Origin of the sequence: Chryseobacterium indologenes, assembly GCF_001295265.1 — a bacterium.
Taxonomy (GTDB): domain Bacteria; phylum Bacteroidota; class Bacteroidia; order Flavobacteriales; family Weeksellaceae; genus Chryseobacterium; species Chryseobacterium indologenes_A.
This window is the reverse complement of record NZ_LJOD01000016.1, coordinates 84159-110686: the sequence shown is the minus strand read 5'-3', so window position 1 is coordinate 110686 and position 26528 is coordinate 84159. Positions and strand designations below refer to the sequence as shown.

The window sequence follows — 26528 nt, the reverse complement described above, 5'->3', positions numbered from 1 at the left end:
ACTTCAGCACAACCTAATATCAGTACGACTCCAGCTGTAAGTTTTGATTACTATATAAATCAGGCAGATGCGATTGCAGGAAATGGGAATACAATTACGAACCCGGCAACATATCCATCAGGGAATGCTATCATCTATGTGCGTGTAAAGTCATCCACCTGTTCTAAAATAGCTCAGCTGCAGCTTTCCGTGACACAATTTCCTGTACCAACAATCAGCGCATCTTCTACTGCGATCTGTTATGGAGGAACGGTTACTTTAACGTCAAGCAATGCAACAGGAAATATGTGGTCCACAGGGGAAACCACCCAGTCGATTATTATTACAGCTGCCGGCACCTACACTTTAACAGGTTCAAACGGGTTATGCTCAAGTACGCCGGCTTCCATTAGCATTGCAGCGGAAAGCAATCCGAATTTGCAGATTTCAGGAAATCTTTCTTTCTGTCAGGGATCTTCAACTACACTCACTGCCTCTTCGCAGGGAGCCGGAAATACATTTACATGGTCAAACGGTGTGAACGGGGCTGCCAATACGGTTACTACACCGGGCACCTATACTGTTACTGCCACAACACCTTCCGGCTGCCAATATCAAAAATCTGTAGTTGTAACGATGGAAACTGCTATTATTGTAAATATTGCTGCTCCTGCACAGATCACCTGCACCACCCCACAAATCACACTCAATGCAACAGCCTCCATCTATCAGCCGGGAGCTACATTTCTCTGGACAGCTTCTAATGGAGGATCTATTGTTTCGGGAAGCAATACTTTATCTCCTACAGTGAATAATAGCGGAACTTATACACTCACCATTACAAATGCAGCACCTTCAACATGTACAAGCCAGGCTTCGGTAACGGTTACAAAAAACACAACTCCTCCTGCCATTGCCGTTTCTGCACCTAAGCTTACTATTTGTCTCGGGGAATCCGTAACGCTTACAGCCACAGGAGCTGCTTCTTATACATGGACGGGGCTTCCGGGCAGCGGCAGCACACAGATCGTTTCCCCTACTACAACCACAACGTATACGGTAACCGGAACCGGAGCTAATGGATGCGCTGCCCAGACACCGGCTACCATAACAATTAATGTTGTTCCTGAAATTATCTCAACCCTACAGGACATTGAAATCTGCAAGGGAGACAAAGCTATTCTTGATGCCGGATCCGGACCTAACTACACCTACTTATGGAATACCGGAGCAACCACCCGAACCATTAATGCAGAACTTGAAGGAAATTATTCGGTTACCATAAACAACGGAGCCTGCTCAAAAACATTCACTGCTACGGTAAAATATATTGTTACACCTGAAATTCTGAATATTATTTATAAGGACAATACTTTAACGATCAATATCAAAAACAGTGGAAACTTTCCGGCAGAATACTCTATAGACGGTGGGATAACCTGGCAGTCATCCAACATATTCACCAATGTGCTCAGAAATACCCAATATCCTGTTAAAGTAAGAAACAGAGGTGCATTATGCGAAACAAATACTACGTATTATACGTTTTTCATGTCCAATGTTATTACTCCAAATTATGACGGGATTAATGACGTCATTGATTTCAGCATCATCAGCAGATATGGAAACTTTGAAGGAAGTATATTTGACAGGTATGGAAAAGCAGTCTTTAAAGTCACTCCTAAAAATCCGATATGGGATGGTAAATATCTTAACGCACCTCTTCCTACAGGCAGTTACTGGTACCGGTTGTTCTGGGAAGATAAAATCAGCAAAAAACCTGTTGAAACATCAGGCTGGATATTATTAAAAAACAGAGATTAATATAAAACTGCCGGCAGTTTTATTTAGCATCTGATCACAAAATCATCCTATTACTGTAATTTAAAAAAGCAATGGCTGATATTAACGGTATTTAAACAAAATATTCTATATTTGCAGTCACTTTATTCATGGGGTTGACTGGTTTCGACAGCAAGATCAATGGGTAAGTAAGCATGCAGAGAACCGTAGCGCGATCTCTATAATCCCTTGCTACAAAATTTTAACTGGCAACGAAGAGTTCGCTCTTGCAGCTTAATATCGAAGTATAGTAGATCAAGCGTTTTCCCGAAGATTTTAGTAGGGAAGCAAGATATTCCACAAATGCTCTGTTCTGCGGCGTTTGATCCTGGGATATAGGAATGCGGAAATAAGGCTTTAGAAGCTTCGGCTAAAGCACGAAAATTTAGAAGATAAGCTGATGGTTGGGTGTCTGCCCTCTGCCTTCAGTCGAAAATTAATGGTAGAATAAGCATGTAGAAAGCTTATGTATTGCTTGTTTGGACGAGGGTTCGAATCCCTCCAACTCCACTTTTCAAACTAAAGAGAACTTGTAATTTATTGAATTTTAAATAATTACATTTTCTCTTTTTTGTTTTTGTACCCAAAGTTGTACCCAAATTTTTGAAAAATGCTTTTTTTGAATCTGTTTGAATTTAATTAAACTTATTTGAACTTTAAGAGTTACAACTGAGTTTATTATAATGCAAATATACTAAGATCTGAAATAATGTCCGTTACTTTCAAAATAATCATACATCAAACTTCTTGCTGTAGCTTCCCAATCAATATAAATATAATTTGGTAAGCTTTCAGGAATGCTTTCTTCTAACATATATTGTGCAAATGTTTCATCGTCTGAATATTCACCTATATAATAGTTTACTATACCTTCATAAACACTTTGAAAATCCATTTTTCCGATACAATTTACATAAGCCTCAAATATTTCAATATTATAGCCAGAATCATTTATTTGCTCTACTATCTCAAATATCTCATTTGATAAATAACTTTCTCCGATTAATCCTAACTTTTCAAAGAAAGAACAGTTTTCATAATCTTGGAACATAAACTCAGAATCGTGTTCGTCTTTGTGTAATTCTTTCATTTCGTCTAATAGTTCGTCATAATTTGAATAATCCGAAAGATTGAGCCATTTGCCGTAAAGGCTTCCGTTGTTGTACTTTGCATAGGTTCCTACATAGATACTGCAAGAATCAAGACAATTTTGTAAATTTGTCATGTTGATAAGTTTTAGATGAGTTAAAATTTATTGACCTGCCTATTGTGTTCGTAGCACTTTAGGCATTTTTTATATATTATTGTGAGAATCTATGCAGAAAAAAGAACTTGAAACAGTTCTTTGATATATTAATAAAGTCAATATTCATGCCAATTGACAGAGATTTTAACTTTAAAATAAAAGTTTTTAAAATATTTTTAAACCCAAACCGCAACAAATAAAAACTGTCAAAAAAATATGCAGTTTGAAGAGTATCACCAGTACAAAAGAGTAAGTGGAAAATAAAAACAGCTCCGCAAAAACCAAATAAAATAAAATCTACTTTTGAGAAAACGTTTGGCAGTTGGTGGGGGCTACCCAAAAAGGAACTTCGGAGGGGTGCTGATTAGAGGTAGTAGGTCATGTCCGTACACTCACTATATTTCTTGGTGTTAAATTGTCGTAAATTCTACTATAAAGAGCATTTGATTTTTTGAAAGAGATTTGGTGGGGGTATTTTTGTGGATGAGGACTCACCATTACATTTTTTCACTCAAATAATTTATAAATGAATCTAACATTGAAATAAATTATTACTCAACAATCTAAAAAAGTCAATAGGTCTAGTCACAAAGCTTTCTTTCTATATATTTGACAAAATTATTAACCAAATGAAATAAAGAATCCAATAAGGAAAGTGGAAATTTCATAGTGTTTATAGCTATTTCCTCTTTAGTTCTAATCTTAACAATGGGTATGACAATAACAAATAACTATCGTTTTGATTTAGTTGTACATTAAAAATATTTCTTTTGAGTTCAAATAAATTAATAATCATAAGTAGTAACTTAGCATATAGAGAATTAATTGCTCGCATATTTTAATATTTATCTATAAAAATAAATACTTAATTCAATAAATTTCTCTATAAAAGGAAATATTTATCTTTACAATTAAAATAATCAATTTAGAATTTCAATACATTGTGTGAGTAGGATCACAACTAACATTTAGATAAGTAAGTAAGTTGTTACATTTTGTTCATATCTTTGCAGATTAAGCTATTTAATAACTAAAAAGTTAGAAATAGAATTTTAGATGAAAAAGGAATTTTAAAATCCGATAAAGTGAACAAGAGTATTAAAAATATTAAACAAAATTTAAAGGCTATAAGTTCAGAAACACTAAATGGTGAAAACTATTCTAGGAATGACTTTGCTAGAAGCATACTGAATTATCCTGCTATGATGGTTCCATCTGTTCAAGAACCAATTATAGAAAGGCTTTCAGAAGCTTTAAATAAGAATGTTTCTTTATTAGATCCTTTTATGGGAGCCTCAAATACTCTTGTTACAGGAATGAAATATGGCATGAATGTATTTGGGCAAGATATAAACCCCTTATCCATTTTGTTAAGTCAAGTTAAAACAACTTTTTACCAGGCTGAAGAACTTATAGATGCCGCTGAAAGCCTTATTAATACGATTGGTTCTGACGCTTCAACAAGTGTTGAAATTTCATTTATTAATATTGACAAATGGTTTACAAAAGACATCCAAATAGAACTGTCAAAAATATATAGAGCAATCCACAATGAACCTTCCTTGAAAATAAGAAAATTCTTTTGGGTAGCATTAGCTGAAACAATTCGACTAACTAGCAATGACAGAACATCTACATTTAAGATGCATATGCGTCCAATAGAAGAAATTAGCTCTCGACAAATTTCTGCATTAAAGACCTTTACTTCCATAACGAAAAAAAATATAAAAAACATAAGTGATTATATTTCAGTCTTGGTAAGTAATGGACATATAAAGAAAAATAAATATGCTAAAAATGCTGATGTAATTTGGGGAGATACTAATATTGGAATTAAAACAAAAAAGACTTTTAATTTGTTAGTTACTTCGCCACCCTATGGAGATAATCAAACGACTGTTACTTATGGTCAATTTTCTTATCTGCCCCTACAATGGATACCAATTGGAGACATTGATAGCTCAATTGAAATTGATTATTTACAAACTGCTCAATCAATTGATAATAAAAGTTTAGGTGGTCAAATTAAAGAAAATTTAAAAGATATTGAAGAAGTAGTTTTTAAAAAGTCCAAAACACTTAAAAAATTTATAAATCAATTTGACAATAATGAACGTAAAAAAGCTGAGAAAGTTACTCGATTTATATATGACTTAGATAATAGTATTGATAAGATGCTTCCAAAAATGAGAAAGGATTCTTTTTTAGTATGGACAATTGGAAATAGAAATGTCAATAAACAAATCGTTCAAAACGATCTTATTCTTAAAGAGTTATTTGCTTCGAAGGGTATTGATTTATTTACAGATTTAGAAAGAGAAATTTTAAGTAAAAGAATGCCTGGAAGAAACAACTTCTCAAATATGATGAGTAAAGAAAAAATTATAATTTTCAAAAAGACTAATTAATGGCTAAGAAAGAATACCATTTTGACATAACGCCCCACATTGTAAAGCAGCTAGGGGAACAGTTAGTTCCAGATGAAGTTACAGCTCTTTTAGAATTAATAAAAAACTCATATGATGCAGACGCTTCTTATGTTTCTATTGAAATAAATACTTCTGGTCAATATTTGAAAGAATCTTTATCTTATCCAAACCACAAAGGATTTATTATTGTAGAAGATGATGGTTTTGGTATGAGCGAAGAAACTATACTGAAGTCATGGCTGGTAATTTCTTATTCTGCTAAGAGAGATTTTAAGGCAAAAGGAAAACGCACTCCTCAAGGAAGAACTCCACTAGGAGATAAAGGTTTAGGTAGACTCAGTACACAGAGATTAGCAAATATTTGTGAGATCTATACAAATGAAAATATAAATATAGGTACCCATCTTGCTTTCAATTGGAAAGATTTCGAAACGGAAGAACGTCTTAGTAAGGTAAATATTTATGCAAATAACTTTGCCCCTAAAAAACCTCACGGAACAAAACTTATTTTAAGTAATATTAATTTTCCCGATGTTTGGCAAGGTGACAGTTTAGATAGATTTAAGGGACAGGTTTCACAACTTATATCACCATATAAAGAAAACAGACCCTTTGAAGTTTATTTATCAATAAACGGAATCAATGTAGATCTAGAAAAATCGAACGAAGAAATTAGAGATTTGGCAATCTCACGATTTACGTTTGAATTTGATGGAGAATTTTTATCAATTAAAGGAAAAACTAAATTATCTAAATTCAGAGGAAATACGCTCGAGAGAAAAGACGATTTTAATAATTTTATGATTTTAGATAATGGTAAAAAATTTAGTGAATATCTATTATCAAAATATGACGACATCGTATTATCAGATGAGGAAAAATATTATTTGAAAATTGAACATTGTTATTCTTTTAAGACAGATATACCTAAATTAGATACGATCATTGAACTTGACGATAATGAAGAAAAAATTGTAAAGGCAAACCCTGGTAAATTTGAAGGTTTAATCGATGAGTTCAACTTTGATGAATTAGCTAAAAATGAGACTGATACAAATGATATTTTTGGTCAAAGATCAAATTATAAAATATTTACTCAGAATCAAGTTGGAATAAAAATTTTCCGTAATGGATTTGCTGTTTTACCCTATGGAATTAATGGTCAAGATTGGTTAAGGTTGTCAGAATCCCAGACAAAAACTTCATTTTATGATATTAGACCCTCAAATGTTATTGGTTATTTTGCAATTGATGAAGAAAAAAATAAGTATTTAAAAGAAAAAACCGATAGACAAGGTTTTATATCAAATCCTTATTCAAACAATTTTTTTCTATTGGCAAACTTTATAAAAGATCAGATTAACATCTATCATAGAAAAATACGTAGAAGTTATGACGATTTTTTAAGAGAATATAAAATTGAAAATAATGGAATTAAGACAGTTAATCAATCATTTCAAGAGCTTACTAGCCTAAGTAAATCAACAGATGAAATAATTATTGACACTGAAGATGCTAAAATAGTTTTAGATAATACAGTTCAAGAACACGCAATAATAGTAGATGAGGTTGAGAATAACCCTATTTTTTCCAGTGATGAAAATAAAGAAGATTATAAAAGAGCAAAAATTCTATTAGAGAAACTAAAAAAAATCCAGGACGTATTTAATAAATTACAAAATATTGTTAATAAAACAAAGAAATTAAATGAAGTCATTGATATCCTTGAACCTAAAATAAAGGTACTAGAAGAACAATTAGACAACTTTTCAGAATTAGCAAGTTTAGGATTAACCACTGAATCAGTTAGTCATGAATTTGCTTCTATTTCAGACAAACTTGCAGAAAAGGCATCCTTTTATACTAGTAAATTACAGAGTAATAAATTAACCAATTCTGATATTTATGTTTTAATGGAATACATAAACTCTACTGTAAATGGTTTAAAAATTCAACTAAAACACCTTGACCCCGCTTTAAAATATAATAGGGAGAGAAAAGATAATATTTTATTATCTCATCTATTTAATGAAGAAAAAGAATACTATGCCAGTAGATTTGCCAAAAACAATATTGAACTTCAAATTAATTCTATTGTTGATTTTAAAGTAAAAATAAATAGAGGTAAACTTATTCAGATAGTAGATAACCTTCTAAATAATTCAGAATTTTGGTTAATTGAGAAAAAGCTTGACAATCCAGATTTTAATCCAGTTATTAATATTAAAATTGAAAAACCGTGGATTTATATTTCTGATAATGGGAACGGTATAACTCCCGCAATAGAAAATCAAATTTTTGAGCCTTTTGTAACTACAAAACCTAAAGGAAGAGGGCGTGGTTTAGGTTTATTTATTGTTCAGCAACTCCTTGATTCCTCTGGCTGTACAATTGCACTAGAGCCAGAGAAAAATGAATTAAAAAGAAAATATATTTTTGCTATTAACCTTTCAAATATCATCGAAAACTAATGACCCAGAAAATTATAATAGAAAACGGAGAAGAATCTTTAGAAATTAAACCTAATGATCCACTAAATGAGTTACGAAATAAAGCAATAGAAACGACCATTAATTTACTAGATGCTGAAAATATAGCTCATATAATCTATATTGACGATAAGTTTGATATTGGAGGTCAAAAGGAAGTTTTTAAAGCTCGTCTGAACGAATTAAAAAACACTGGCAATCACATTACTAGTGATACATTTAATGGGATAGATTGGACAGCACCACAACCAAAATTTGAAAGCTCAATCTTAAATTTATGGGAAAAAACGGAAAATAAATCAGCACTACTGTTTGATGTTTGTACACATACAGAAGACGAAGATAATTCTAATATTATTCCTGCTCTCGAAATTAAGAATTGTTACGGAGAAAGAATTAAATTAATGACTCCAGATGACTGGATAAAAGATAAATATAAAGTAATACAAGAGCTTGAGGAAAATAAAAAAGCATTATGTTTATTTGATTTTGAATTTCAAAGTGGTAATGAGCTTACAAAAGGGCGTAATGGTGTACAGCTCGCCAAATCGCTTATTGATGAAGAAGATTATATGGAAAAAATTGTTTGCGGGATCTTTTCTCATAAATTCACTGAAGAGGAAGAAGATGAATTTAGAGAAAAATATTCTGAGGATTATAATATTGGACTTGAGAAATTTTATACTATATCAAAAAGGAGATTTGCCTTTGATCCTCAAATTAGTGGTTTTGCAGAAGGAATAAAGAATTTATTACTACTTCCATATGTCGAGCAGCTAAAGACAGAATCATTAACTGTATTGACAGAATCAAATAGAAAAGCAGGAGATCGTATTAAAAGAATGACTCCAAAGACTTTTAATCAGATTGTCCAAAAATCATCATTAAAAGAGGGAGTATGGGAAATTACTACTCTTTTTAGATTATATGGTTTGCTTTCTAAAGAAGAAAACTATAACATGATTGCCGAACCAACTGTCAGACAAAACTTTAACGAATCAATTAAAAAGATTAGAGAAATAGATTTAAAAGACACTGGCTATAATTCGACAGTACGTAATCAACAGTTAATAGATCTTAGAAATAGTGAATTATACTTATCTGGAAATATTATTAATAAATTACATCTCCCGTTAACAAATGGGGATATTTTTAAAATTAAAGATAAAGAGTATATTTTATTAGTTCAGCCCTGTAATCTTGCCCTAAGATCAAATGGTAAGAGAGATTATGATTATGATACTGGAATGCTAATTCCACTCAAATACATTCCAAAAGAAAAATTAAATATTACATCTGAAGAGATTAAGATAGCTGAAAATCTCGATCAATTTTATGTTGCATATTTTCCTGGCTATAAAATTATTTCTCTTGATTTTTTAGATCTCTCCGTTTTCAATAATAATGGAAATGTTTCAATAGATTTTAGAGTTCCTAACTTAAGTAATGAACTTATTCATTTCCCTTGGCAAAAAAGATATGGATATATTTATAACTCTTTAATAACCCATGAAAAAAGATTAATGAATCTAAAACTATTTGGAAAGTTGTAAAAGAAAGTATAGTAGAAAAACAACAACGTTTGAAACAAGTTGAAGAATCTGAGAAAATACAAATTTCAGAAGAAATAAGAATATTGAACGAACATTTAAGTAATACTGAGAAGAAAGTATATCATATAGAAGAATTAAGTAGGATTAAAATTAACTGTACAAAAATATATAACCCCCTATCAAGAGTTTTTGATACAACGATTAAAAGAGTAAGACACTATAAATCTCCTTATTCAGATGATTTATTGCAGAAATTCATGCTATACTTATCGAGAAATGCGTTTGATCATGATTTTACAAATAATTAATGGTAAAGAAAAAAAAGCATCATTACATACCTAGGTTTTATTTAAAAAGATTTTCCATTAATAATGGGGGTAAGTTTTTAGGGCTATACAATCTCAATAATAAAAAATTTATACCTAATGCTGCATTGAAAAATCAAGCTTATGGAAATTTTCTATATGGAGAAGATGATGAAATAGAAAATGCTTTAGCTCACATTGAAGGTAACGTTGCAAAAATGTTTTATTACTGGACAGAGGAAAAAGTATTAATTCCTCCTCCAATTGAAAGCAATGGATTTAAATTGATAAAAAGATTCATGTTGTATCAAGCCTTTCGAACTCCAAATTCTGGTGAAAATATAATGGAAAGTTTAAACAAAGGGCTAAAAGCTTTTGTTAAAGAATTTAAGCCAGAATTATGGGAAAGCCTAAAAGATGCTACTTTACAACATGAAAATCCTGTATTACTTGGATTATTGCATTCCATCGAACACGAGAAGCTATTAGATTATCTTGATTTTAGATTTATAGTTAATCTTTCTTTACTTCCATTTATTACATCTGATTCTCCTATCATTTTTTATAATCAATTGATGGAACAGGCTGGCAATTATATTGGAGCTACAGGTTTAGTCGCAAAAGGCTTACAAATATTCTATCCAATTCATCCTAGACTTATGATTTGTTTGTATGATCCAGAGGTATATGATTTAGGAGATGATGTTAATTGTTGTTCAACAGAATCTATTGATACAATACATCAGTTAAATGGATTACAGTTTATTAATTGTGAGTCTCAAATTTATTTTAATAATTTTATCTCTGAAGAATATACCCATGAACTTTCTAATAATTTTCAAGAATATAGGGGAACTAAAAGAAATATCAACGAAATAATCAACCAAAATAACAAAAAATTTTTCTTCATTAGTTCGGAAGATATACAAATTCGTTTGCAATTAGACTTTCTGAAAATAAAGGTTAACCTAAATCATTTTAAAAATGGAATTAATCCTCTAAGACATCCATCATTTAGTATTAGATAAATTGTATTCAGAAATTATTTATATTATCGATTTATAAAGCTATACTGTAATAGCCACTACTTGATCTGACAGTTTTAATTTATAATCGTAAAAAACGTAACCTGTATCATGAAAACTGTCAAAAAAAATCCCTAAAATATTGTTTTGAATGATTATGGTAGAAATATAACGGATTTAATTTGTAAGTTCTTTAAAGTAGTTTTCAACTAATTCACGTAATTTTTTTAAATCATCTTCAAAACTAGAGACTTCATAATTAGCTTTTAACTCTTCAATTCGGTTTTTTATTTCACTTGTCTCGTTTTCTGGTTCATTATATATTGTTTGAGGTTCATCACTCATATAATATTCTTCGATACTTGAAAGGGTATCTAATTCTTTGTTGCACAATTCTTGAATTTTCTTGAATTTTGAATGTACTACTCCTATTTGTTTTATAATTTCTTCAGTTAATAAAATTTTATTTCGGTGAAAATAATCCATGTTTGATTTGAAGATAATATTCAAATTATTTATGTTACTCTTTAATGAAGCATGTGTCAAATATTTAGGATTAAGTAATTCATAAAAGCTAAAGTGCCAATCTACTACATTATTATACATATTTTTTAAACATTCAATCTGCATTTGAGAATGTTTACTGAATTTTATTTCACTTCTTTTTAAATCATTTTTAAAAGTTTCTATTTTCTTACTCAAACAATAATTGGAAATGAATTGAATTATAATTGTTATTAATGTGTATATAATTAATAAACCTATCATTAATTCATTATTATCCTTAAAGCTTGCTTGTATTTGCTCAGTAATAATTTTATCCATTTTCTATAAATTGTATTTATTTCTGCAATCTCGTATCTTCATATTTTGATCGTTCAGTTTTTAGAGATACCAGCCAATCCAAATACATTTCTTCTGGCATACTGCGGTAGCCTATTTTGTGAATATGGCTATATTCTTTATTCATCATATCAAACAATTCTTTAGCCTTTGGATTGTTTAATGTTGTAGCCTGAATATCTTTTGTGTTCTGTTCTTTCATCAGCTTTTGAAACTGCTTTGTATGGGTTTCAGCCTGTAATATTAAAGCATTAGCTAAATAAGGGTGTATTTGTATTGCTCTCTCAGCACATTTCAAAGCAAAACTTCCGTCATTATTCACATTGTTCCTTTTACAATTATGATTTTTATATTTCTTGCTACTCAATGGAGTTAAATAAAATTTTTTATGTTTAAAACCTTTTATAAAACAATATCGTTCTACTTTAATTTTCTCTTCGATGGTAAGACCACTTCTTGAGACAAACCACTTTATTCTATTTTGCAACAATTCTAGTGAGGTCATACTATTTAAAAAAGGATTAGAATAATAAATACCAACAAAAACTTTATCTTTATTATTCCGTAACTTGGTATTGGAGGTTAAATAATTTAATCTTGCACATAATAGTTTGAAAGCATATTTTCTGTCATGTTGCTTCTTTTTATTAAAATGATTAAAGGATAATCTTATTTTTTCGTTATATTTTTTAATCTTATTTTCAGATAATTGAATACACAATTCATGCAACGACCTACCATCTGCAACTTCTACAATACTCCCATTATGATTTTCGGTCTTTTTATATATCTTTTCTTTTGTTCCAATCTTATATCCTAAGAAATTAATGAACTTTGGATTTACTTTGCTTTGCTTTTTTTTGTAAGCTTTATCTAAGTAATGGTGTTCTTCAAGTGTAATTGCTTTTATTCCATCAATTAAATTGTACTCATTTGTTTTTTCATCATTGATTTTAAAATCATCTCCAGCCTCCTCTTTTATGATACTCTTCATCTGTTTTAGATATTCTCTGAAATAAACATTTCCATGATTCTTTTCTGGAATAAAAACAACTATTATATCATCAACATAACGAGCATAATAAATCATATCATCAAGTTCCCTAATTCTATTATCTATTCTTCTCATAAATAATTCGGCTAGATAAGCACTTATACCAATTCCTCTAGGAACACCTTTAGCTATATCTTTATTTCTCTGACCTGTCAAGGAATTATAACTATCAAATATTTGATTTATGTAATCTTTAGTCTTGATACTTAAAAGATAGTCTTCATTAATTTTTTGTAAAAGCAATTTTTGAGGTATCGACTCATAAAAGTTTTTAATATCTGTTCTTACAATATACTTAGGAAACTTATCTTCAAGTAAATTTAGTAACTCATTTAAAATCGAATACCTTGAAGCTTGTTTTACATCATAAGTACCATTCACATTTTTTTGATTTTTTTTCGAAATAAAAAAATTCTCAGCATTTTCTTCAAATAAATAGCTTCTTTTACCATGCACTTTACCTCTTGTTAAATTGATCTTGTGCTTTTTTATTTTCTCAGAAATATTTTCTAAAATTTCAGATAAAATTATCTCTCTTGATTTTTTAATTTCTTTTCTATTCTTAAATAGAATTTTCTTTCTATCTAAATCAGTTTCACTCTGAATTTGCTTTCCAATAGCTTTTAGTTCTTCTGTTTTTACTATTGATCGTGCAAAGTTTGTTTGAAATCTTTTTTCGATATTAATACCTTTACGATTTTCCATGTCAAAAATTTCATAAAAGGCTTTTGATGAGAAAGATTGATCCAGCATTTGTTATTTTTGTTTCTTTCAGATTATTGTTTATATTGAACAATTATAAAAAAAATATAGGAAAAATCAATACGTATTTTCCCTATATTTTTCTCAAGCTAAAAAGAGTATGTAACAACTATATTATTTCTCTTTTTTCCTTTATTCCAAACCCTCTTGCCTTAATTCCCATCAACAAAGCCAATATAGAACAAAAAATCCCCGAATTTCTTCGAGGATAAAAACTAATAACCATGAAAACTCAAATAAATGAGAATCACGGCAAAGTTACTCATAAATAATGAATAACCGCAAATAATGAAGCCGCAAATTATAGTTATTCAAAATATCAATTGCTTTTAAATGATAAATTCTGGTCCGCTAAAAAGCTACAAACCCCTATATACAGCATGATTAGCAATTTTTCTATTATGAAAAGATATAAGACGAAACACTTTATTATTTCATATAGCAAGGGTAGATGTTATAAGGACAATTCACTAGGCGGCAATCCAAACTGTTTTTTAAATACGAATGAAAAATGGGATGATCTTCAAATCCGATATCAGTATAAATGCATGAAATTTTTCCCTTTTCCAGAAGATAACGGGTTCCTGAAGCTTTCTCTGGAGCAGCCACTTCCCCCGGGTGCTATTCCGAATATCTTTTCAAAATTGCTTTAAACGCGGCCAGGCATCTTCCGGTAAGGTAGACTTTTCCTGACAAGATACACATCTCCGCTCCGAAACATCTTCTTATGCTCTCCGTTATTAAGCTCCATCTCTTCTGAAATCACCATAGACTAAGGTATTGCAGGGAACAAACAGTTCCCCTTCATGAAAAACAGTAAAGTAGAAGGAATAATTGATATTACTTAATCTTCAGACGCCATATAATATACACCAATATAAACTCCTGAAAACGAAAAGACTAAACTTTTATTATTCAAAATCAGGAATCGTTATCCACAAAAAAGACTAAAAAAATGTTTTATCGTAAAGAATTTTATATATTTGCACCATCTAACAATTAAAAAAATAATTTACTATGTCAGACATTGCATCAAGAGTAAAAGCTATCATCGCTGATAAGCTTGACGTTGAAGAAACAGAAGTAACTCCTGAAGCTAGCTTCACTAACGATCTAGGAGCTGATTCATTGGATACAGTTGAACTTATCATGGAGTTTGAAAAAGAATTCAACATTCAAATCCCTGATGATCAGGCTGAAAAAATTACTACTGTAGGACACGCTATTGCTTATATCGAGGAAGTAGTAAATAAATAATATTCTTCAACAAAAAAGAAAATTTAAAAAGTTTATGGAATTAAAAAGAGTAGTTGTAACCGGTTTTGGCGCAATAACACCGATTGGAAAAAATGCAAAAGAATACTGGGAAAATCTTGTGAAAGGTGAGAGCGGTGCAGCTCCGATTACTCTTTTTGATGCCACAAACTTTAAGACCAAATTCGCCTGCGAAGTAAAAGGGTTCGATCCATTGCAGCATTTCGATAAGAAAGAAGCCAAGAAAATGGACCGTAATACCCAATTGGGTATGGTAGCTGCTAAAGAAGCAGTAGCCCATTCCCGAATTATTGAAGATAATGTAGATAAAAACAGAGTCGGTGTAATCTGGGGTTCAGGAATCGGAGGTTTAGAGACCTTTGAAACTGAAGTTTTAGGTTGGGCCAACACTGAAATACCGAGATTCAACCCGTTCTTTATTCCAAAGATGATCGCGGATATTACTCCGGGACACATCTCAATTGAATACGGATTCCACGGGCCAAATTACACAACGGTATCTGCATGCGCCTCTTCGGCAAACGCTTTAATTGATTCCAAAATGCTTATCCAGCTTGGAAAAGCAGATGTTATTGTGTGCGGAGGCTCTGAAGCAGCCGTTACAGCAAGTGGTGTCGGTGGATTCAATGCAATGATGGCACTTTCTACAAGAAATGATGATCCAAAAACAGCTTCAAGACCTTTTGACAAAGACAGAGACGGTTTTGTACTGGGCGAAGGTGCAGGATGCATCATCCTTGAAGAATATGAGCACGCGGTAAAACGAGGTGCCACAATTTATGCAGAATTAAAAGGAGGCGGTATGAGTGCAGACGCACATCACATGACCGCTCCGCATCCTGAGGGCTTAGGCGCTTACCTGGTTATGAAAAACTGTCTGGAAGACGCAGGCTTAACTGCTGATGAAGTAGACCACATCAATATGCATGGTACCTCTACTCCATTAGGAGATATTGCAGAATCCAACGCTATTTCAAGACTATTGGGTGAACACGCTTATGATATTCAGATTAATTCTACAAAATCAATGACCGGCCACCTTCTGGGTGCTGCAGGGGTAATTGAAGCTATCGCTGCGTTGGGAACTATTATTCATGGTATTGTTCCTCCTACCATCAACCACTTTACTGATGATGAAAATATTGACAGCAGACTTAACTTTACGTTTAATAAAGCTGTGAAAAAAGATGTAAAAGTAGCCATGAGCAATACTTTTGGATTTGGCGGGCACAACGCTTGCGTTCTATTTAAGAAAATCTAAATTTACTGAATGGAGTTACAGAAATACTTTTCTAAATTCCTTCTCAAAAAAAGAAAAAGAAAATTAACGGAGAGAGACTATTTCCTTAGTACTGAACTGAACAGAATGTTGGGTACCGAGGTTCAGAATATTGCGCTCTACCGTGAAGCTTTTTCTTTGAAAAGTTCTTCTAAAAATCAAGACAGCAATTATGAAAGGCTTGAATTTTTGGGAGATTCTGTTTTGGGTACCATTATTTCCTGCCATCTGTTCCAGACGTATCCTCAGGCTAACGAGGGTTATCTGACCCAGATGAAATCAAAAATCGTGAACAGGAAAAACCTTAATAAATTAGGGGAAGACCTCAAGCTTACCGATCTTCTGCAGAAGCAGGGCTCCGCAGCTTTAGGTGAAAATATTTCCGGAAATTTATTTGAGGCACTCATTGGTGCCGTTTATCTGGATTTTCAGTATGATGCCTGTAAAAGGATTATTCTTGAAAAACTTCTGACCCCTACGGAAATCAACAAGCTTGAGAATAAAATTGTAAGCTACAAGGGTCTTCTGCTTGAATGGAGCCAAAAGAAAAAAGTAAATATAAAGTACGAAACCTGCGAGGAAACTCAGGCGAATAAAGCAGTCGTATTCAGGTGCCATGTATGGCTGGGAGACGAAAGAATAGCTAACGCAGCTGAGACTTCCAAGAAAAAAGCAGAAGAAAAGGCAGCACAGAGGGCATTTTATATTTTAAACAAAAAAGAAAACATACTTGGAAATTCAAAAACTTTATGATCTGGATGATATAGAATTTGAAGATATTGCCATAGGATTGGTAAGATTAGCAAAAGATATACCCGCTCATGAGTTTTTCTATCAAATAAATCAGAACAACGGACTCAATTTTTCCAGGAAGAAGGATCTTGTCTTTCATGGGGATTATTACGATTATTTTTTTCCAAGATTTGAAGCCTATCATAAGTCTACCAAGACTTGTTTTACTTTTATTTCTAACCGGTCATCGGAAAGTAAGCAAAAAAAACTACAGACCGAACTCTTCACAGGAGAAGAAAATATTAAATTTTTATTAAATAATCAGGCAGATGTAGAATATATTCTGCATAGTTCGGAACAATTTCCTGATTTTTCCGTAATTTTGCTCCCTGAAAATCTTGTGTTTCCGATACAAGATTATACACTAAGTTCTGACGAGGAACTTTATCAAATTATCCAGTATTATGAATAAGTATTTAAAGAAGACAAAAATTATCGCAACACTAGGACCTGCCTCATCATCTAAGGAGGTCATGTTAGGACTTATGAAAGCGGGTGTTGATATTTTCAGAATAAATTTCTCACATGCAGATTACGACCTGGTTCGAAACAATATTGAAATCATCAGAGAACTAAATAAGGAATACGGTTACTCTGTGGGAATCCTGGGAGACCTTCAGGGCCCTAAACTGAGAGTAGGTGTTGTAAAGGAAGGCTCTTATCTTAACCCCGGAGATATCCTGACATTTACCAACGAAAAAATGGAAGGTGATTCTACCAAAGTGTATATGACCTATCAGCAGTTTCCTCAGGACGTAAAAGTGGGAGAAAGAATTCTTATTGATGATGGTAAACTGGTACTGGAAGTAACTGAAACCAATGAAAAGGATACGGTAAAGGCTAAAACAATTCAAGGGGGTCCTCTAAGCTCTAAAAAAGGAGTAAACCTTCCTAATACCAATGTATCTCTTCCTGCACTGACGGAAAAGGACATTCAGGATGCTAATTTCATGCTTGACATGGAGGTTGACTGGATTGCTCTTTCATTTGTACGCCACGCACAGGATATCATTGATCTGAAAAAATTGATTGATGCCCACCCGAACGGTAAATTCAAAACACCAATCATTGCGAAAATTGAAAAGCCTGAAGGGGTTAAAAATATTGACGAAATCTTATTGGAATGTGATGGCTTAATGGTCGCCCGTGGTGACTTAGGTGTTGAAGTTCCGATGGAAGAAGTTCCTGCGATTCAGAAAAACCTGGTAGAAAAGGCAAGATTCTATTCAAAACCGGTGATTATTGCAACCCAGATGATGGAAACCATGATCAACAGCCTTACGCCAACAAGAGCGGAAGTAAACGACGTAGCCAACTCTGTATTGGACGGTGCTGACGCGGTAATGCTTTCCGGAGAAACTTCTGTAGGAAGATACCCGGTACAGGTAGTGGAAAACATGGCAAAAATTGTAAAGAATATTGAAATGACCCATTTTTACCAGCATAAAAATGAGCCTATCGAGAAAGATTACAACTGCATCGATGAAAGATTTATCACGAACAGGGTATGTCTTGCTGCGGTAAGAATTGCTAAAACAACCAATGTTTCTGCCATTGTTACACTTACGCATTCAGGATATACAGCATTCCAGCTTGCTGCTCACAGACCTAATTCCCATATCATTGTATACAGTGGTAATAAAAGGGTGATCACCATGCTGAACCTTCTTTGGGGTGTACACGCCTACTATTACGATATGAAAAAATCTACGGATGAAACGATCATTCAGGTCAATATGTTAACGCATAATTACGGGTATATTGAAACCGGAGATTTCGTGATCAATATCAATGCTACTCCATCTTACGAAGGCGGAAAAACCAATACATTACGATTGACAACTGTCTAGCAATAGGCAAAGTTACTTTTGTCAAAGCATAAAAAAACTCCCGGGATATTTTCTTCCGGGAGTTTTTGTTTTATCTAAAGTCTTCTTCGTCAATATTATAATTCAGCTCGGATGCTTTTATTGAGTTCCTATAGAACAGAAGCAGAGGTATACTCCGACAGAATGATTTCTTTCCCATCCTTTAAAACTCTGGCTCCTGTTCATCAGATTTTCCCGAAACCTTCTGAAACAGGCCTATAAGTTTATATTTTTCCTGAAAGCTTTAATATCCGCAGAATCCGTCATCACCCCATAACGATCCTATAGGAATGAGTTTTTGTGATGAAAGCAGCCAAAACAGAGAAAAAAAGGATAGAATACCTTTCTCATTTTAATTTCCGACGATGGTTTTCGCCGTTACAAATTCTTTTAAAGCCAGTAAAGAAAGTTCTGTTCCATATCCTGAGGCTTTGCTTCCACCGAATGGAAAACGCGGATCAGAGCTGGTCATTCTGTTAATATTTACCGTTCCTGATTCAAGGTTTTCAATGAAATATAACTGACGTTCTTTGTTGGCCGTCCATACAGAATTGGAAAGCCCGAAAGGAATATCATTGGCCATCTGTAAAGCTTCTTCATCATTTTTTGCCGTCATAATCATTCCCAGCGGTCCGAAAAGTTCTTCTTTTAAAATAGGATTTCCTTCCTTAACTCTGATTAAGCCAGGTTTAAACTCGTTTTCTGAGATTCTTTCCAGAGGAATAATGATTTCTGCTCCATTTTCCAACGCCCTCTTGAACTGAGCTTCCAGTTCATCAGCGAGGTCAGGTCTTGCCATTCCGGCTATTTTCGTTTCTTTATTTAAGGGATCTCCGATTTCATATTTTTTATATTCTTCAATGAATTTCGGTAAAAACTCCTCTTCAATTTTTTCAGCAATAATAAATCTTTTTGCTGCCGTACAGGTTTGTCCGCAGTTTTGAAGTCTTGATTTCACTCCGGCTTTTGCTGCATCATCCAAATCCGCATCTTCAAAAATGATAAAAGCATCACTTCCCCCTAACTCGAGTAACGATTTTTTAATATTCAGGCCAGCAATAGAAGCTACTTCTCCCCCAGCCTTTCCGCTGCCCGTTAAGCTTACTCCTTTTACAGCATCATGTTCAAGAATTTCCTTTACAACTTTATGCCCTACTTCAAGATTCTGGAAAACACCTTCCGGGAAACCTGCTTCCAGAAGAACTTCTTCAATTGCATTTCCGCTTCCGAAACAAATGGAAGCGTGTTTCAGAACCACTGTATTTCCGGCTAAAATGGCAGGAACAGCAAATCTCAATACCTGCCAGAAAGGAAAATTCCAGGGCATTACTCCTAGAATCACCCCTTTCGGAGCGTAATGAACTTCAGAATAAGCAAATTCAGACTCAACTTTTTCGGGCTTTAAAATATTCTCGGCATCTGCATAATAGTTCATCATTAAAGCGCATTTTTCCACCTCAGCAATTGATTCTGAGATAGGTTTATTCATTTCCGTAGTAATGATCCTTCCAAACTTTTCCGAATTATTTTTTAAAATTTCTGCCGCCTTTGCAATCAGCTTCTGTCTTTCTTCAAACGGCACTTTTCTCCATGATGAAAATGTCTTATCAGCTTTAATAAGTTTATTTTCAATTAACTGTTCCATAATTTAATTTCTGTTTTAAATTCAAATCAATGAATTTATTGAATGCTTCTTCTTTAAAAGCATCATGAAAGCAACAAATTTTGTTCCTTAAGTTTATATAAAGTAATGATTTTCTCTATTAATACAATATACGTTCCTATACCATAAACCATTCATTCAAAAGGCATGCTGCCAGTCTTGCTGTTCTGTCCTGAATATCAAAGGACGGGTTTACTTCCGCGGCGTCCAGTGCAACTACTTTTTTATTCTTTAGGATATGTCTGTAAAAATGCATGAAAGCAGCATCTGCAAAGATTCCGTTATAAGCAGAGGCAGAAACTCCCGGCGCAACGGAAGCATTGAACACATCCATACAAATGGTAAGATAGGCATACTCTACATTGTCCAGCAATTCATCGATCCGCTGATAAATGGAGGGTAGGTTTTCAAAAAAGAGTTCGTCGGCAAGGATATATTTCATTCCATACTGGTGGGCGGTATCAAAAAGTTTTAACGTATTTGAATTTCTCTGGATTCCGATATGAAGGGAATTGATTGGTCCTTCCTGTGCAATCTGCCAGAATCCTGTTCCTGAGCTTGGCCCTACTCCTTTTTCCGGCTGCCTGTTATCAAAATGGGCATCAATATTAATAATCCCTATTTTCTGTTCGGGAAAAGCTGTTTTTACTCCTAAATAATGGGCATATGTTACTTCATGGCCACCGCCCAGCACTAATGATTTTCCTCCTTTTAAAAGTACTTTTGACACATTTTTGGCAAGACTGTTCTGGGCGGTTTCCAGATCTCCGTTTTCACAGGTAATATTTCCGAAATCCAGCAAAGAAAAATCAGGGAAAATAACCGGAAAATTAGACATATTCTTCCTGATCACATCAGGTGCGTCTTTTGCCCCGAGGCGTCCTTTATTCCTTCGTACTCCTTCATCTACGGCAAAACCGTGCATAACGAAATCATTCGTTGAAATAGTATCATAATTGTGTTCTTCTTTTACTCTCTGAAACAGCCTGTGGAAAAGAAGCTCTTCTCCATCCAGTCTACCCTGCCAAATATCTTGAAACATAATCCTTTAAAATTCAATTTTAGTCACATCATTATATCCAGTAAAGCTAGCTAATATTGTTTAGATAAAAAAGCTATGTTTACATATTATGCAAAGAATTTAGGATAAGAACAACTTAAGCTTATTCTATTCTTTTTTCTGGTTGGCATTGCTGCTGATGAACATTTCATTGCTCTCTTCTGAAATAATTTCCAAAAACCGCTCGTAGTGTTTCAGGACATCAGAAATCAGTTCATTTTTAGTAAAATACTGTACATCATAACCTTCTCTTCCGTCTCCGAAATAGGTTCTGGGATAGTGGGTTTTCTTGTCATCCAGATCAGGCAGGTTCTCTTCATTAATCATGTACTCAGAAACCGTTTTCATTTGATTTTTAATACCATAAATAAAATTATTCACTACTCCCTGATGAATTTCTATTTCTATTCTGACGGGGGCTTCATATTGATTTATTCCGGCTTCTATTCCATTGGCTGCAAATTCCTGCTGCAGATCTGTGAAGGCTTCTTTTGCTTTCACATGAATGAAATTGTCTACTGAAGCATTATCTTTAAAGGAAACGATATTTTTTAAGCGTTCCTTCCAGAATTCACCGGACCACGGAACCGTGGAAACAGAGAAGTTTCTTTCATAATATTTCTGATCGATACTGAGCCCTTTCATCAGACTTACAATGAATAGAATCACCACGACAGAGAACGGTAATGCCGTAATTAAAGTCATGCTCTGAAGTGCCTTCAAACCGCCCACATTCAGCAGCAAAAGGGAAAGAACAGCCAGCAAAACGCCCCAGAACACAATCTGCCATTTGGGAGACTTGTCTGCATTTTTAGTCGCAATACTGTTCATTACAAATATTCCTGAATCTGCTGAAGTCACAAAAAAGATGAGGATAATAAGGATCACAAAGAACTCCGTAAATCCTGACAAAGGCAGATAGTCCAGGAAACGGAACATTAACGCGTCCGGATCTGTGGCAAACCGGCTTAATTGTCCGTTGGCAATATTTAAATCAAACCAGATGGCACTGTTTCCAAATACGGACATCCAGATAAAATTGAATAGTGTAGGAAGAATTAAAACGGCCAGAATAAACTCCCTGATCGTTCTTCCTTTGGAAATTCTTGCAATAAACAAGCCTACGTAAGGAGACCAGGAAATCCACCATGCCCAGTACAGAATGGTCCAGTCGTAAAACCATGGCAAAGCATTTTTCTCATAAACATGGGTATTGAAGGTAAGATTGAAGAAGTTATTAATATAATTTCCCAGTCCTTCTGTAAAACTTCCGATCAGATATACGGTTGGCCCCAATATCAATACAAAAAGCAGGAGCCCGATTACACTGATGACATTGATATTACTTAAAATCTTCACACCTTTTGCTACCCCGGAGATAGCAGATATCACGGAAAGAGCAACAAGAGTAATCACAATGATGATCTGATATATAAAGCTGTTCTCAGGTGTAATATGAAGAATATTCAATCCGGAACTGATCTGCACCACTCCGAAACCCAGCGTGGTAGTGATTCCAAAGAAAGTGCAGCATAAGGCAAAAACGTCAATAGCATTGCCCCATTTTCCGTTAATCTTATTTTTTAACAAGGGATAAAAGCAGCTCCGTAATGAAAGCGGAAGTCTGTAACGGTAAGCAAAGTAAGATAAAGAGAGTCCTACCACTCCATAAATTGCCCATGCATGGATTCCCCAATGGAAAAAGGTATAAAGCTGTGCCTGTTTGGCCCGGCTTACATAATGATTATCGGCAAAAACCTCTGAGGAATAATGCTGCATGGGCTCAGCCACACTGAAATAAATCAGTCCAATCCCCATTCCTGCAGCAAACAGCATGGAAATCCAGGAAAAGAAAGAATACTCAGGTTTGCTGTCATTTGCTCCCAGCTTAATGTTGGCATATTTACTGAACAGCAGGTATACCAGAAAAATGACAAAAAGCGTTACGGACCAAACGTACACCCAATTTAAATTAACGAATATGAACTGTTTGACTTCATTCAGGATATTTTCAGTCGGCTTCGGATAAACCGCTGACAGAATACAGGTACCTAGAATAAAGAGCAAACTCGGAATAGTGACCCCTTTGTTAAAAGTAGATCTAACATTTTGAAAATTCATCTTTTTTATTTTCGAATTTATTGTACTGACAAGTCTTCCTGGTATGGGATATAGCTGTAAAAAAGTACTGAGAACAAGAAAATATCCAGGTTTTCCGGGATCTCCGGTGCACTTAAGAACTATTGAAAAACGCGTTATTTATCTAAAAATCAACGCTGATTGCGGCGCAAGATAAGAAAACTTATAGAAAATATGAAAAATATGAAGGAGTTTATGATTCTATACTACTGACTTTTAAGATCTGCTATTTAATGAATCTAACCTGCAGATTAAGCTTTCCGCAGCTTTACAGATGGGAGATTTTTGGGGTTATTTTGCAAATAAAAAATAAAGACGAAGGTAATTGCTTTGATTGCTTCCCAACAGGAAGAAAAAATGCGGAAGAAAAACTCTTCCGCATTTTTGTTATACAGCATTATTGTAATATTTAAAATACTGCCAGTATTTATCCTTAAAGATCCTGGATGAAATTTTATATTCGGGGTTATTATCCTGTATTGTTTTAAAAGCTTTAGAGATCTCTCTGAAATCTTTACCTGCAAAATAACTTTCTTTAATGTTATCCGCCGTCTCCCGGCCTATGTACAAATATCCTTTCTCTTTCAGATCTTCAATGGCTTTATCTTCTATATCGCTTAATTTTTCAAAATCTTCTTTTTCAGGAAGCCCGTCGTTGTTATCTCCGTTATAGTGAAATTTAAGAACCGAAATCCATGGATAGGAAGCTTTTGCATCGTATTGTAATAAAGGAAGATTCATGCAGGCAATAAGCGGTCTTTCATTGCCTAAAGCAGCTCTGAGAAAAGAAAACTCATCTTCTGTATCGGCTCTTTTTATCCTTTCATACTTTTCTGTAAATTCCCGTTCTCTCCACAACAGGAAATCTTTCAGCTTTTCAATAGGAACAAGCTCCTTTTTCGCCTGATCTTTTCCCATAATATTGAATACGTCAATCTGCGTTGCAAAATTCAATTCGCCTAAAAAATGATCTAAAAACACGCAGATTCCGGTGGTAATCGGTCCTTTATTTTCTTCATTTAAACCTTCATAAATAAAGGTAAGATCAATTTCATCCGGATACTCTTCCGATTCGTTGGAATAAAAGAAAACATTATCCTTTGTAAATTCATAACCGTTCATCTGAAGGGCTATATTATCTATATTTTTAGCCGGTTTTAAAGCGGTAAACAACCAATGATCGTACTTCGGTGCTGCATTGATCAATTCTTCGGCAAACACTATATTCTTTATTTCTCCGTCTACTGTAATGATCAGCTCGGCAGTAGTATCATTAAACATTCCCGTAAGAAAATAGAAGTTTTCATTGATCTGACGAAGCTTAGGAGAGAGTACATCAAAAAAATCTTTTTCAATGGATGACGTTTCTCTGTTTTTCACGATTTCGTAAAAATCTTTTTCTCTGGTCTGAAACCAGTCCCAAAAGTCTTTATAGGTGTGAATTTCCTGTTCCGGATCTTTTTTGCCGGGAATTTTATCAAAGATACCCATAAGCCTATTTATTTTACAAGGTTTCCGTCAATATAAACATGTTCTGCCGTTAAGCTTCCCTGATTATATAGAATATTCTGGAAATTATTGGTTTTAAACGTTACAAAATCAGCTTTTTTACCAGCTTCCAGCTTCCCTCTGTCTTCAAGGTTAAGAGCAAAAGCTGCACGATAGGTCATTCCTGCCAATACTTCAGCTGTTGTTAATTTCTGGAAAGTGGCCAGAATGGAAGCCTGGGTAATTAAATTCCCCATGGGTGCTGATCCGGGATTCCAGTCACTTGCAATTGCTACAATAGCTCCTGCATCCAATAGCTTTCTTGCCGGAGTAAACTTTTCTCCCAGCCCTAAGCTTGCTCCCGGAAGGGCTGTTGCCACAGTGTCTGATTTTGCTAAAAACTCAATATCTTCATCAATTGTTGCTTCCAGATGGTCTGCAGATTTCGCTCCAACCTCTACCGCTATTCGGGAGCTTCCAGGGGTAAACTGGTCTGCATGAACGGTAATTTCAAAACCTAAATCTTTAGTTTTAAGTAAAAAATCTTTACTTTCTTCGGGCTGGAATGCTGATTTTTCAATAAAAATATCAACACGCTGCGCCAGGTTTTCTTCTTTTACTTTTGGTAAAATTTCAGTAAGAATATATTCTAAATATTCAGGATTGCTTCCTTCAAAGTCTCTTGGCTTTAAATGGGCGGAAAGACAGGTAGGAACTAAAGTCGCTTTAGTAGATTCCTGCGCTTTCTTGATAATCCGGAGCATTTTCAATTCGTTTTCCACATCTAAGCCATAACCGCTTTTCACTTCAATTGTTGTAATTCCGAGATCAACCAAGAAGTTGATTCTTTCCAATAATGTTTTCAGCAATTCTTCTTCTGAAGCATTTCTTGTGTGTTGTACAGAACTCCAAATTCCTCCTCCACTTTCAGCGATTTCCAGATATGTTTTTCCGGCGTTACGCATGGCAAAATCATTAGCCCTGTTTCCTCCGAAACAGATATGGGTGTGTGAATCTACAAAAGCAGGAAGAACAACCTGTTCTCCTTCAATATGTTCAATTTCTATAGCAGGGTTTTCTGATCTCAGGGTATCAAAATGTCCAATTTTCTGAATGGTATTGTTATCTACTACAATTCCCCCGTCAACAATAACTTCCAGTTGTTCATCGGAAAGTTTTCCTCTTAATGGTAAGTTGGCAAGTGTTACGATCTGCCTGAATGGTCCTAGTAATTTCATTTATTTAGACTATGGGTTAGAAGATGAACTGCGTTCAATTCACAATTCAAACTTTAATATTTCCTCTCAAAAATACTTAAAATATCTCAATCTGTTAAACTCATTACGTTAACTGCTTTAATCCCGGTACAGTCCCCGTCCTTTTCTCAATCCGGCTTTCAACCTTATTCTAAATTTCCTATCTTTGAGGTAAATGAAA

The 26528-nt window shown here is 33.9% G+C and carries 19 protein-coding genes and 1 other RNA gene; 12 read left to right on the top strand and 8 right to left on the bottom strand.

All coding sequences use genetic code 11. The annotated features are described in order from the left end of the window. Together AOB46_RS19200 and ssrA are read left to right on the top strand one after the other, a co-directional pair. A partial coding sequence (locus tag AOB46_RS19200; protein ID WP_131724423.1) for a T9SS type B sorting domain-containing protein occupies positions 1-1803 on the top strand: 1803 nt, incomplete at its 5' end. Between the two features lie 130 nt (positions 1804-1933). Next, positions 1934-2334, top strand: a transfer-messenger RNA (tmRNA) gene (gene ssrA / locus AOB46_RS19195). Between the two features lie 181 nt (positions 2335-2515). On the opposite strand, the gene AOB46_RS19190 is transcribed toward ssrA, so the two are convergent. Then, positions 2516-3046: an antirestriction protein ArdA gene (locus AOB46_RS19190; protein WP_062702406.1), complete on the bottom strand. Its 531-nt coding sequence runs from the start codon at positions 3044-3046 to the stop codon at positions 2516-2518. Between the two features lie 1106 nt (positions 3047-4152). On the opposite strand from AOB46_RS19190, the gene AOB46_RS19185 reads away from it, so the two are divergent. Genes AOB46_RS19185 through AOB46_RS19165 form a run of 5 tightly spaced genes read left to right on the top strand, consistent with a single transcriptional unit; the run spans position 4153 to position 10871 of the window. Then, positions 4153-5475, top strand: a complete 1323-nt coding sequence (locus tag AOB46_RS19185) for a hypothetical protein (RefSeq protein ID WP_062702404.1) — start codon at positions 4153-4155, stop codon at positions 5473-5475. Then, positions 5475-7967: a sensor histidine kinase gene (locus AOB46_RS19180; protein WP_062702402.1), complete on the top strand. Its 2493-nt coding sequence runs from the start codon at positions 5475-5477 to the stop codon at positions 7965-7967. Before AOB46_RS19185 ends, AOB46_RS19180 begins: the two co-directional genes overlap by 1 nt. Next, the gene (locus tag AOB46_RS19175) at positions 7967-9538 is read left to right on the top strand and encodes a hypothetical protein (protein WP_062702400.1); all 1572 of its coding nucleotides are present in this window, start codon (positions 7967-7969) and stop codon (positions 9536-9538) included. The genes AOB46_RS19180 and AOB46_RS19175 overlap by 1 nt, the downstream gene beginning before the upstream one ends. Before the next feature lie 29 nt (positions 9539-9567). Continuing rightward, positions 9568-9846: a hypothetical protein gene (locus AOB46_RS19170; RefSeq protein WP_062702398.1), complete on the top strand. Its 279-nt coding sequence runs from the start codon at positions 9568-9570 to the stop codon at positions 9844-9846. After that, positions 9846-10871 (top strand): DUF4238 domain-containing protein, encoded by a 1026-nt coding sequence (locus tag AOB46_RS19165; RefSeq protein ID WP_062702396.1) that lies wholly within the window; start codon positions 9846-9848, stop codon positions 10869-10871. Before AOB46_RS19170 ends, AOB46_RS19165 begins: the two co-directional genes overlap by 1 nt. A gap of 174 nt (positions 10872-11045) precedes the next feature. Here the strand turns inward: AOB46_RS19165 and AOB46_RS19160 are convergent, their stop codons facing one another. Next, on the bottom strand, positions 11046-11693 hold the full coding sequence (locus AOB46_RS19160; RefSeq protein ID WP_062702395.1) for a hypothetical protein: 648 nt from the start codon (positions 11691-11693) through the stop codon (positions 11046-11048). Between the two features lie 16 nt (positions 11694-11709). Beyond that, entirely contained in the window at positions 11710-13518 is a 1809-nt protein-coding gene (gene drt3a, locus AOB46_RS19155) for an antiviral reverse transcriptase Drt3a (protein WP_082377262.1), read from the bottom strand. Between the two features lie 1026 nt (positions 13519-14544). Between drt3a and AOB46_RS19145 the strand changes: the two genes are divergently transcribed. Genes AOB46_RS19145 through pyk form a run of 5 tightly spaced genes read left to right on the top strand, consistent with a single transcriptional unit; the run spans position 14545 to position 18723 of the window. Further along, the gene (locus AOB46_RS19145) at positions 14545-14784 is read left to right on the top strand and encodes an acyl carrier protein (protein ID WP_002976354.1); all 240 of its coding nucleotides are present in this window, start codon (positions 14545-14547) and stop codon (positions 14782-14784) included. Between the two features lie 34 nt (positions 14785-14818). Further along, the gene (gene fabF / locus AOB46_RS19140) at positions 14819-16063 is read left to right on the top strand and encodes a beta-ketoacyl-ACP synthase II (RefSeq protein WP_062702389.1); all 1245 of its coding nucleotides are present in this window, start codon (positions 14819-14821) and stop codon (positions 16061-16063) included. Between the two features lie 9 nt (positions 16064-16072). After that, positions 16073-16834, top strand: coding sequence for a ribonuclease III (rnc, locus tag AOB46_RS19135; protein WP_062702387.1), 762 nt, complete (start codon positions 16073-16075; stop codon positions 16832-16834). Next, entirely contained in the window at positions 16812-17285 is a 474-nt protein-coding gene (locus AOB46_RS19130; RefSeq protein WP_062702385.1) for an IPExxxVDY family protein, read from the top strand. Before rnc ends, AOB46_RS19130 begins: the two co-directional genes overlap by 23 nt. After that, positions 17278-18723, top strand: a complete 1446-nt coding sequence (pyk, locus tag AOB46_RS19125) for a pyruvate kinase (RefSeq protein ID WP_062702383.1) — start codon at positions 17278-17280, stop codon at positions 18721-18723. Before AOB46_RS19130 ends, pyk begins: the two co-directional genes overlap by 8 nt. Before the next feature lie 370 nt (positions 18724-19093). On the opposite strand, the gene AOB46_RS19120 is transcribed toward pyk, so the two are convergent. The 5 genes from AOB46_RS19120 to hutI form a co-directional block, all read right to left on the bottom strand. After that, on the bottom strand, positions 19094-20386 hold the full coding sequence (locus AOB46_RS19120) for an aldehyde dehydrogenase family protein (RefSeq protein WP_062702381.1): 1293 nt from the start codon (positions 20384-20386) through the stop codon (positions 19094-19096). Positions 20387-20522: 136 nt separating this feature from the next. Beyond that, positions 20523-21446, bottom strand: coding sequence for a formimidoylglutamase (hutG, locus tag AOB46_RS19115; RefSeq protein WP_062702379.1), 924 nt, complete (start codon positions 21444-21446; stop codon positions 20523-20525). Between the two features lie 126 nt (positions 21447-21572). After that, a complete protein-coding gene (locus AOB46_RS19110) occupies positions 21573-23585 on the bottom strand; it encodes a BCCT family transporter (protein WP_062702377.1) in 2013 nt (670 codons plus the stop codon). Positions 23586-23990: 405 nt separating this feature from the next. Beyond that, on the bottom strand, positions 23991-25094 hold the full coding sequence (locus tag AOB46_RS19105) for a DUF695 domain-containing protein (protein WP_082377256.1): 1104 nt from the start codon (positions 25092-25094) through the stop codon (positions 23991-23993). 8 nt (positions 25095-25102) lie between these two features. Further along, entirely contained in the window at positions 25103-26329 is a 1227-nt protein-coding gene (gene hutI / locus AOB46_RS19100) for an imidazolonepropionase (RefSeq protein WP_062702375.1), read from the bottom strand. Positions 26330-26528: the final 199 nt, after the last annotated feature.

Excerpts from the sequence above, each read along its gene's own strand:
- AOB46_RS19190 (WP_062702406.1), bottom strand. The coding sequence starts at position 3,046 with ATGACAAATTTACAAAATTGTCTTGATTCTTGCAGTATCTATGTAGGA.
- AOB46_RS19180 (WP_062702402.1), top strand. The coding sequence starts at position 5,475 with ATGGCTAAGAAAGAATACCATTTTGACATAACGCCCCACATTGTAAAG.
- AOB46_RS19105 (WP_082377256.1), bottom strand. The coding sequence starts at position 25,094 with ATGGGTATCTTTGATAAAATTCCCGGCAAAAAAGATCCGGAACAGGAA.
- drt3a (WP_082377262.1), bottom strand. The coding sequence starts at position 13,518 with ATGCTGGATCAATCTTTCTCATCAAAAGCCTTTTATGAAATTTTTGAC.
- AOB46_RS19110 (WP_062702377.1), bottom strand. The coding sequence starts at position 23,585 with ATGAATTTTCAAAATGTTAGATCTACTTTTAACAAAGGGGTCACTATT.
- AOB46_RS19160 (WP_062702395.1), bottom strand. The coding sequence starts at position 11,693 with ATGGATAAAATTATTACTGAGCAAATACAAGCAAGCTTTAAGGATAAT.
- fabF (WP_062702389.1), top strand. The coding sequence starts at position 14,819 with ATGGAATTAAAAAGAGTAGTTGTAACCGGTTTTGGCGCAATAACACCG.
- AOB46_RS19175 (WP_062702400.1), top strand. The coding sequence starts at position 7,967 with ATGACCCAGAAAATTATAATAGAAAACGGAGAAGAATCTTTAGAAATT.
- AOB46_RS19145 (WP_002976354.1), top strand. The coding sequence starts at position 14,545 with ATGTCAGACATTGCATCAAGAGTAAAAGCTATCATCGCTGATAAGCTT.
- pyk (WP_062702383.1), top strand. The coding sequence starts at position 17,278 with ATGAATAAGTATTTAAAGAAGACAAAAATTATCGCAACACTAGGACCT.
- hutI (WP_062702375.1), bottom strand. The coding sequence starts at position 26,329 with ATGAAATTACTAGGACCATTCAGGCAGATCGTAACACTTGCCAACTTA.
- hutG (WP_062702379.1), bottom strand. The coding sequence starts at position 21,446 with ATGTTTCAAGATATTTGGCAGGGTAGACTGGATGGAGAAGAGCTTCTT.
- AOB46_RS19165 (WP_062702396.1), top strand. The coding sequence starts at position 9,846 with ATGGTAAAGAAAAAAAAGCATCATTACATACCTAGGTTTTATTTAAAA.
- AOB46_RS19120 (WP_062702381.1), bottom strand. The coding sequence starts at position 20,386 with ATGGAACAGTTAATTGAAAATAAACTTATTAAAGCTGATAAGACATTT.
- rnc (WP_062702387.1), top strand. The coding sequence starts at position 16,073 with ATGGAGTTACAGAAATACTTTTCTAAATTCCTTCTCAAAAAAAGAAAA.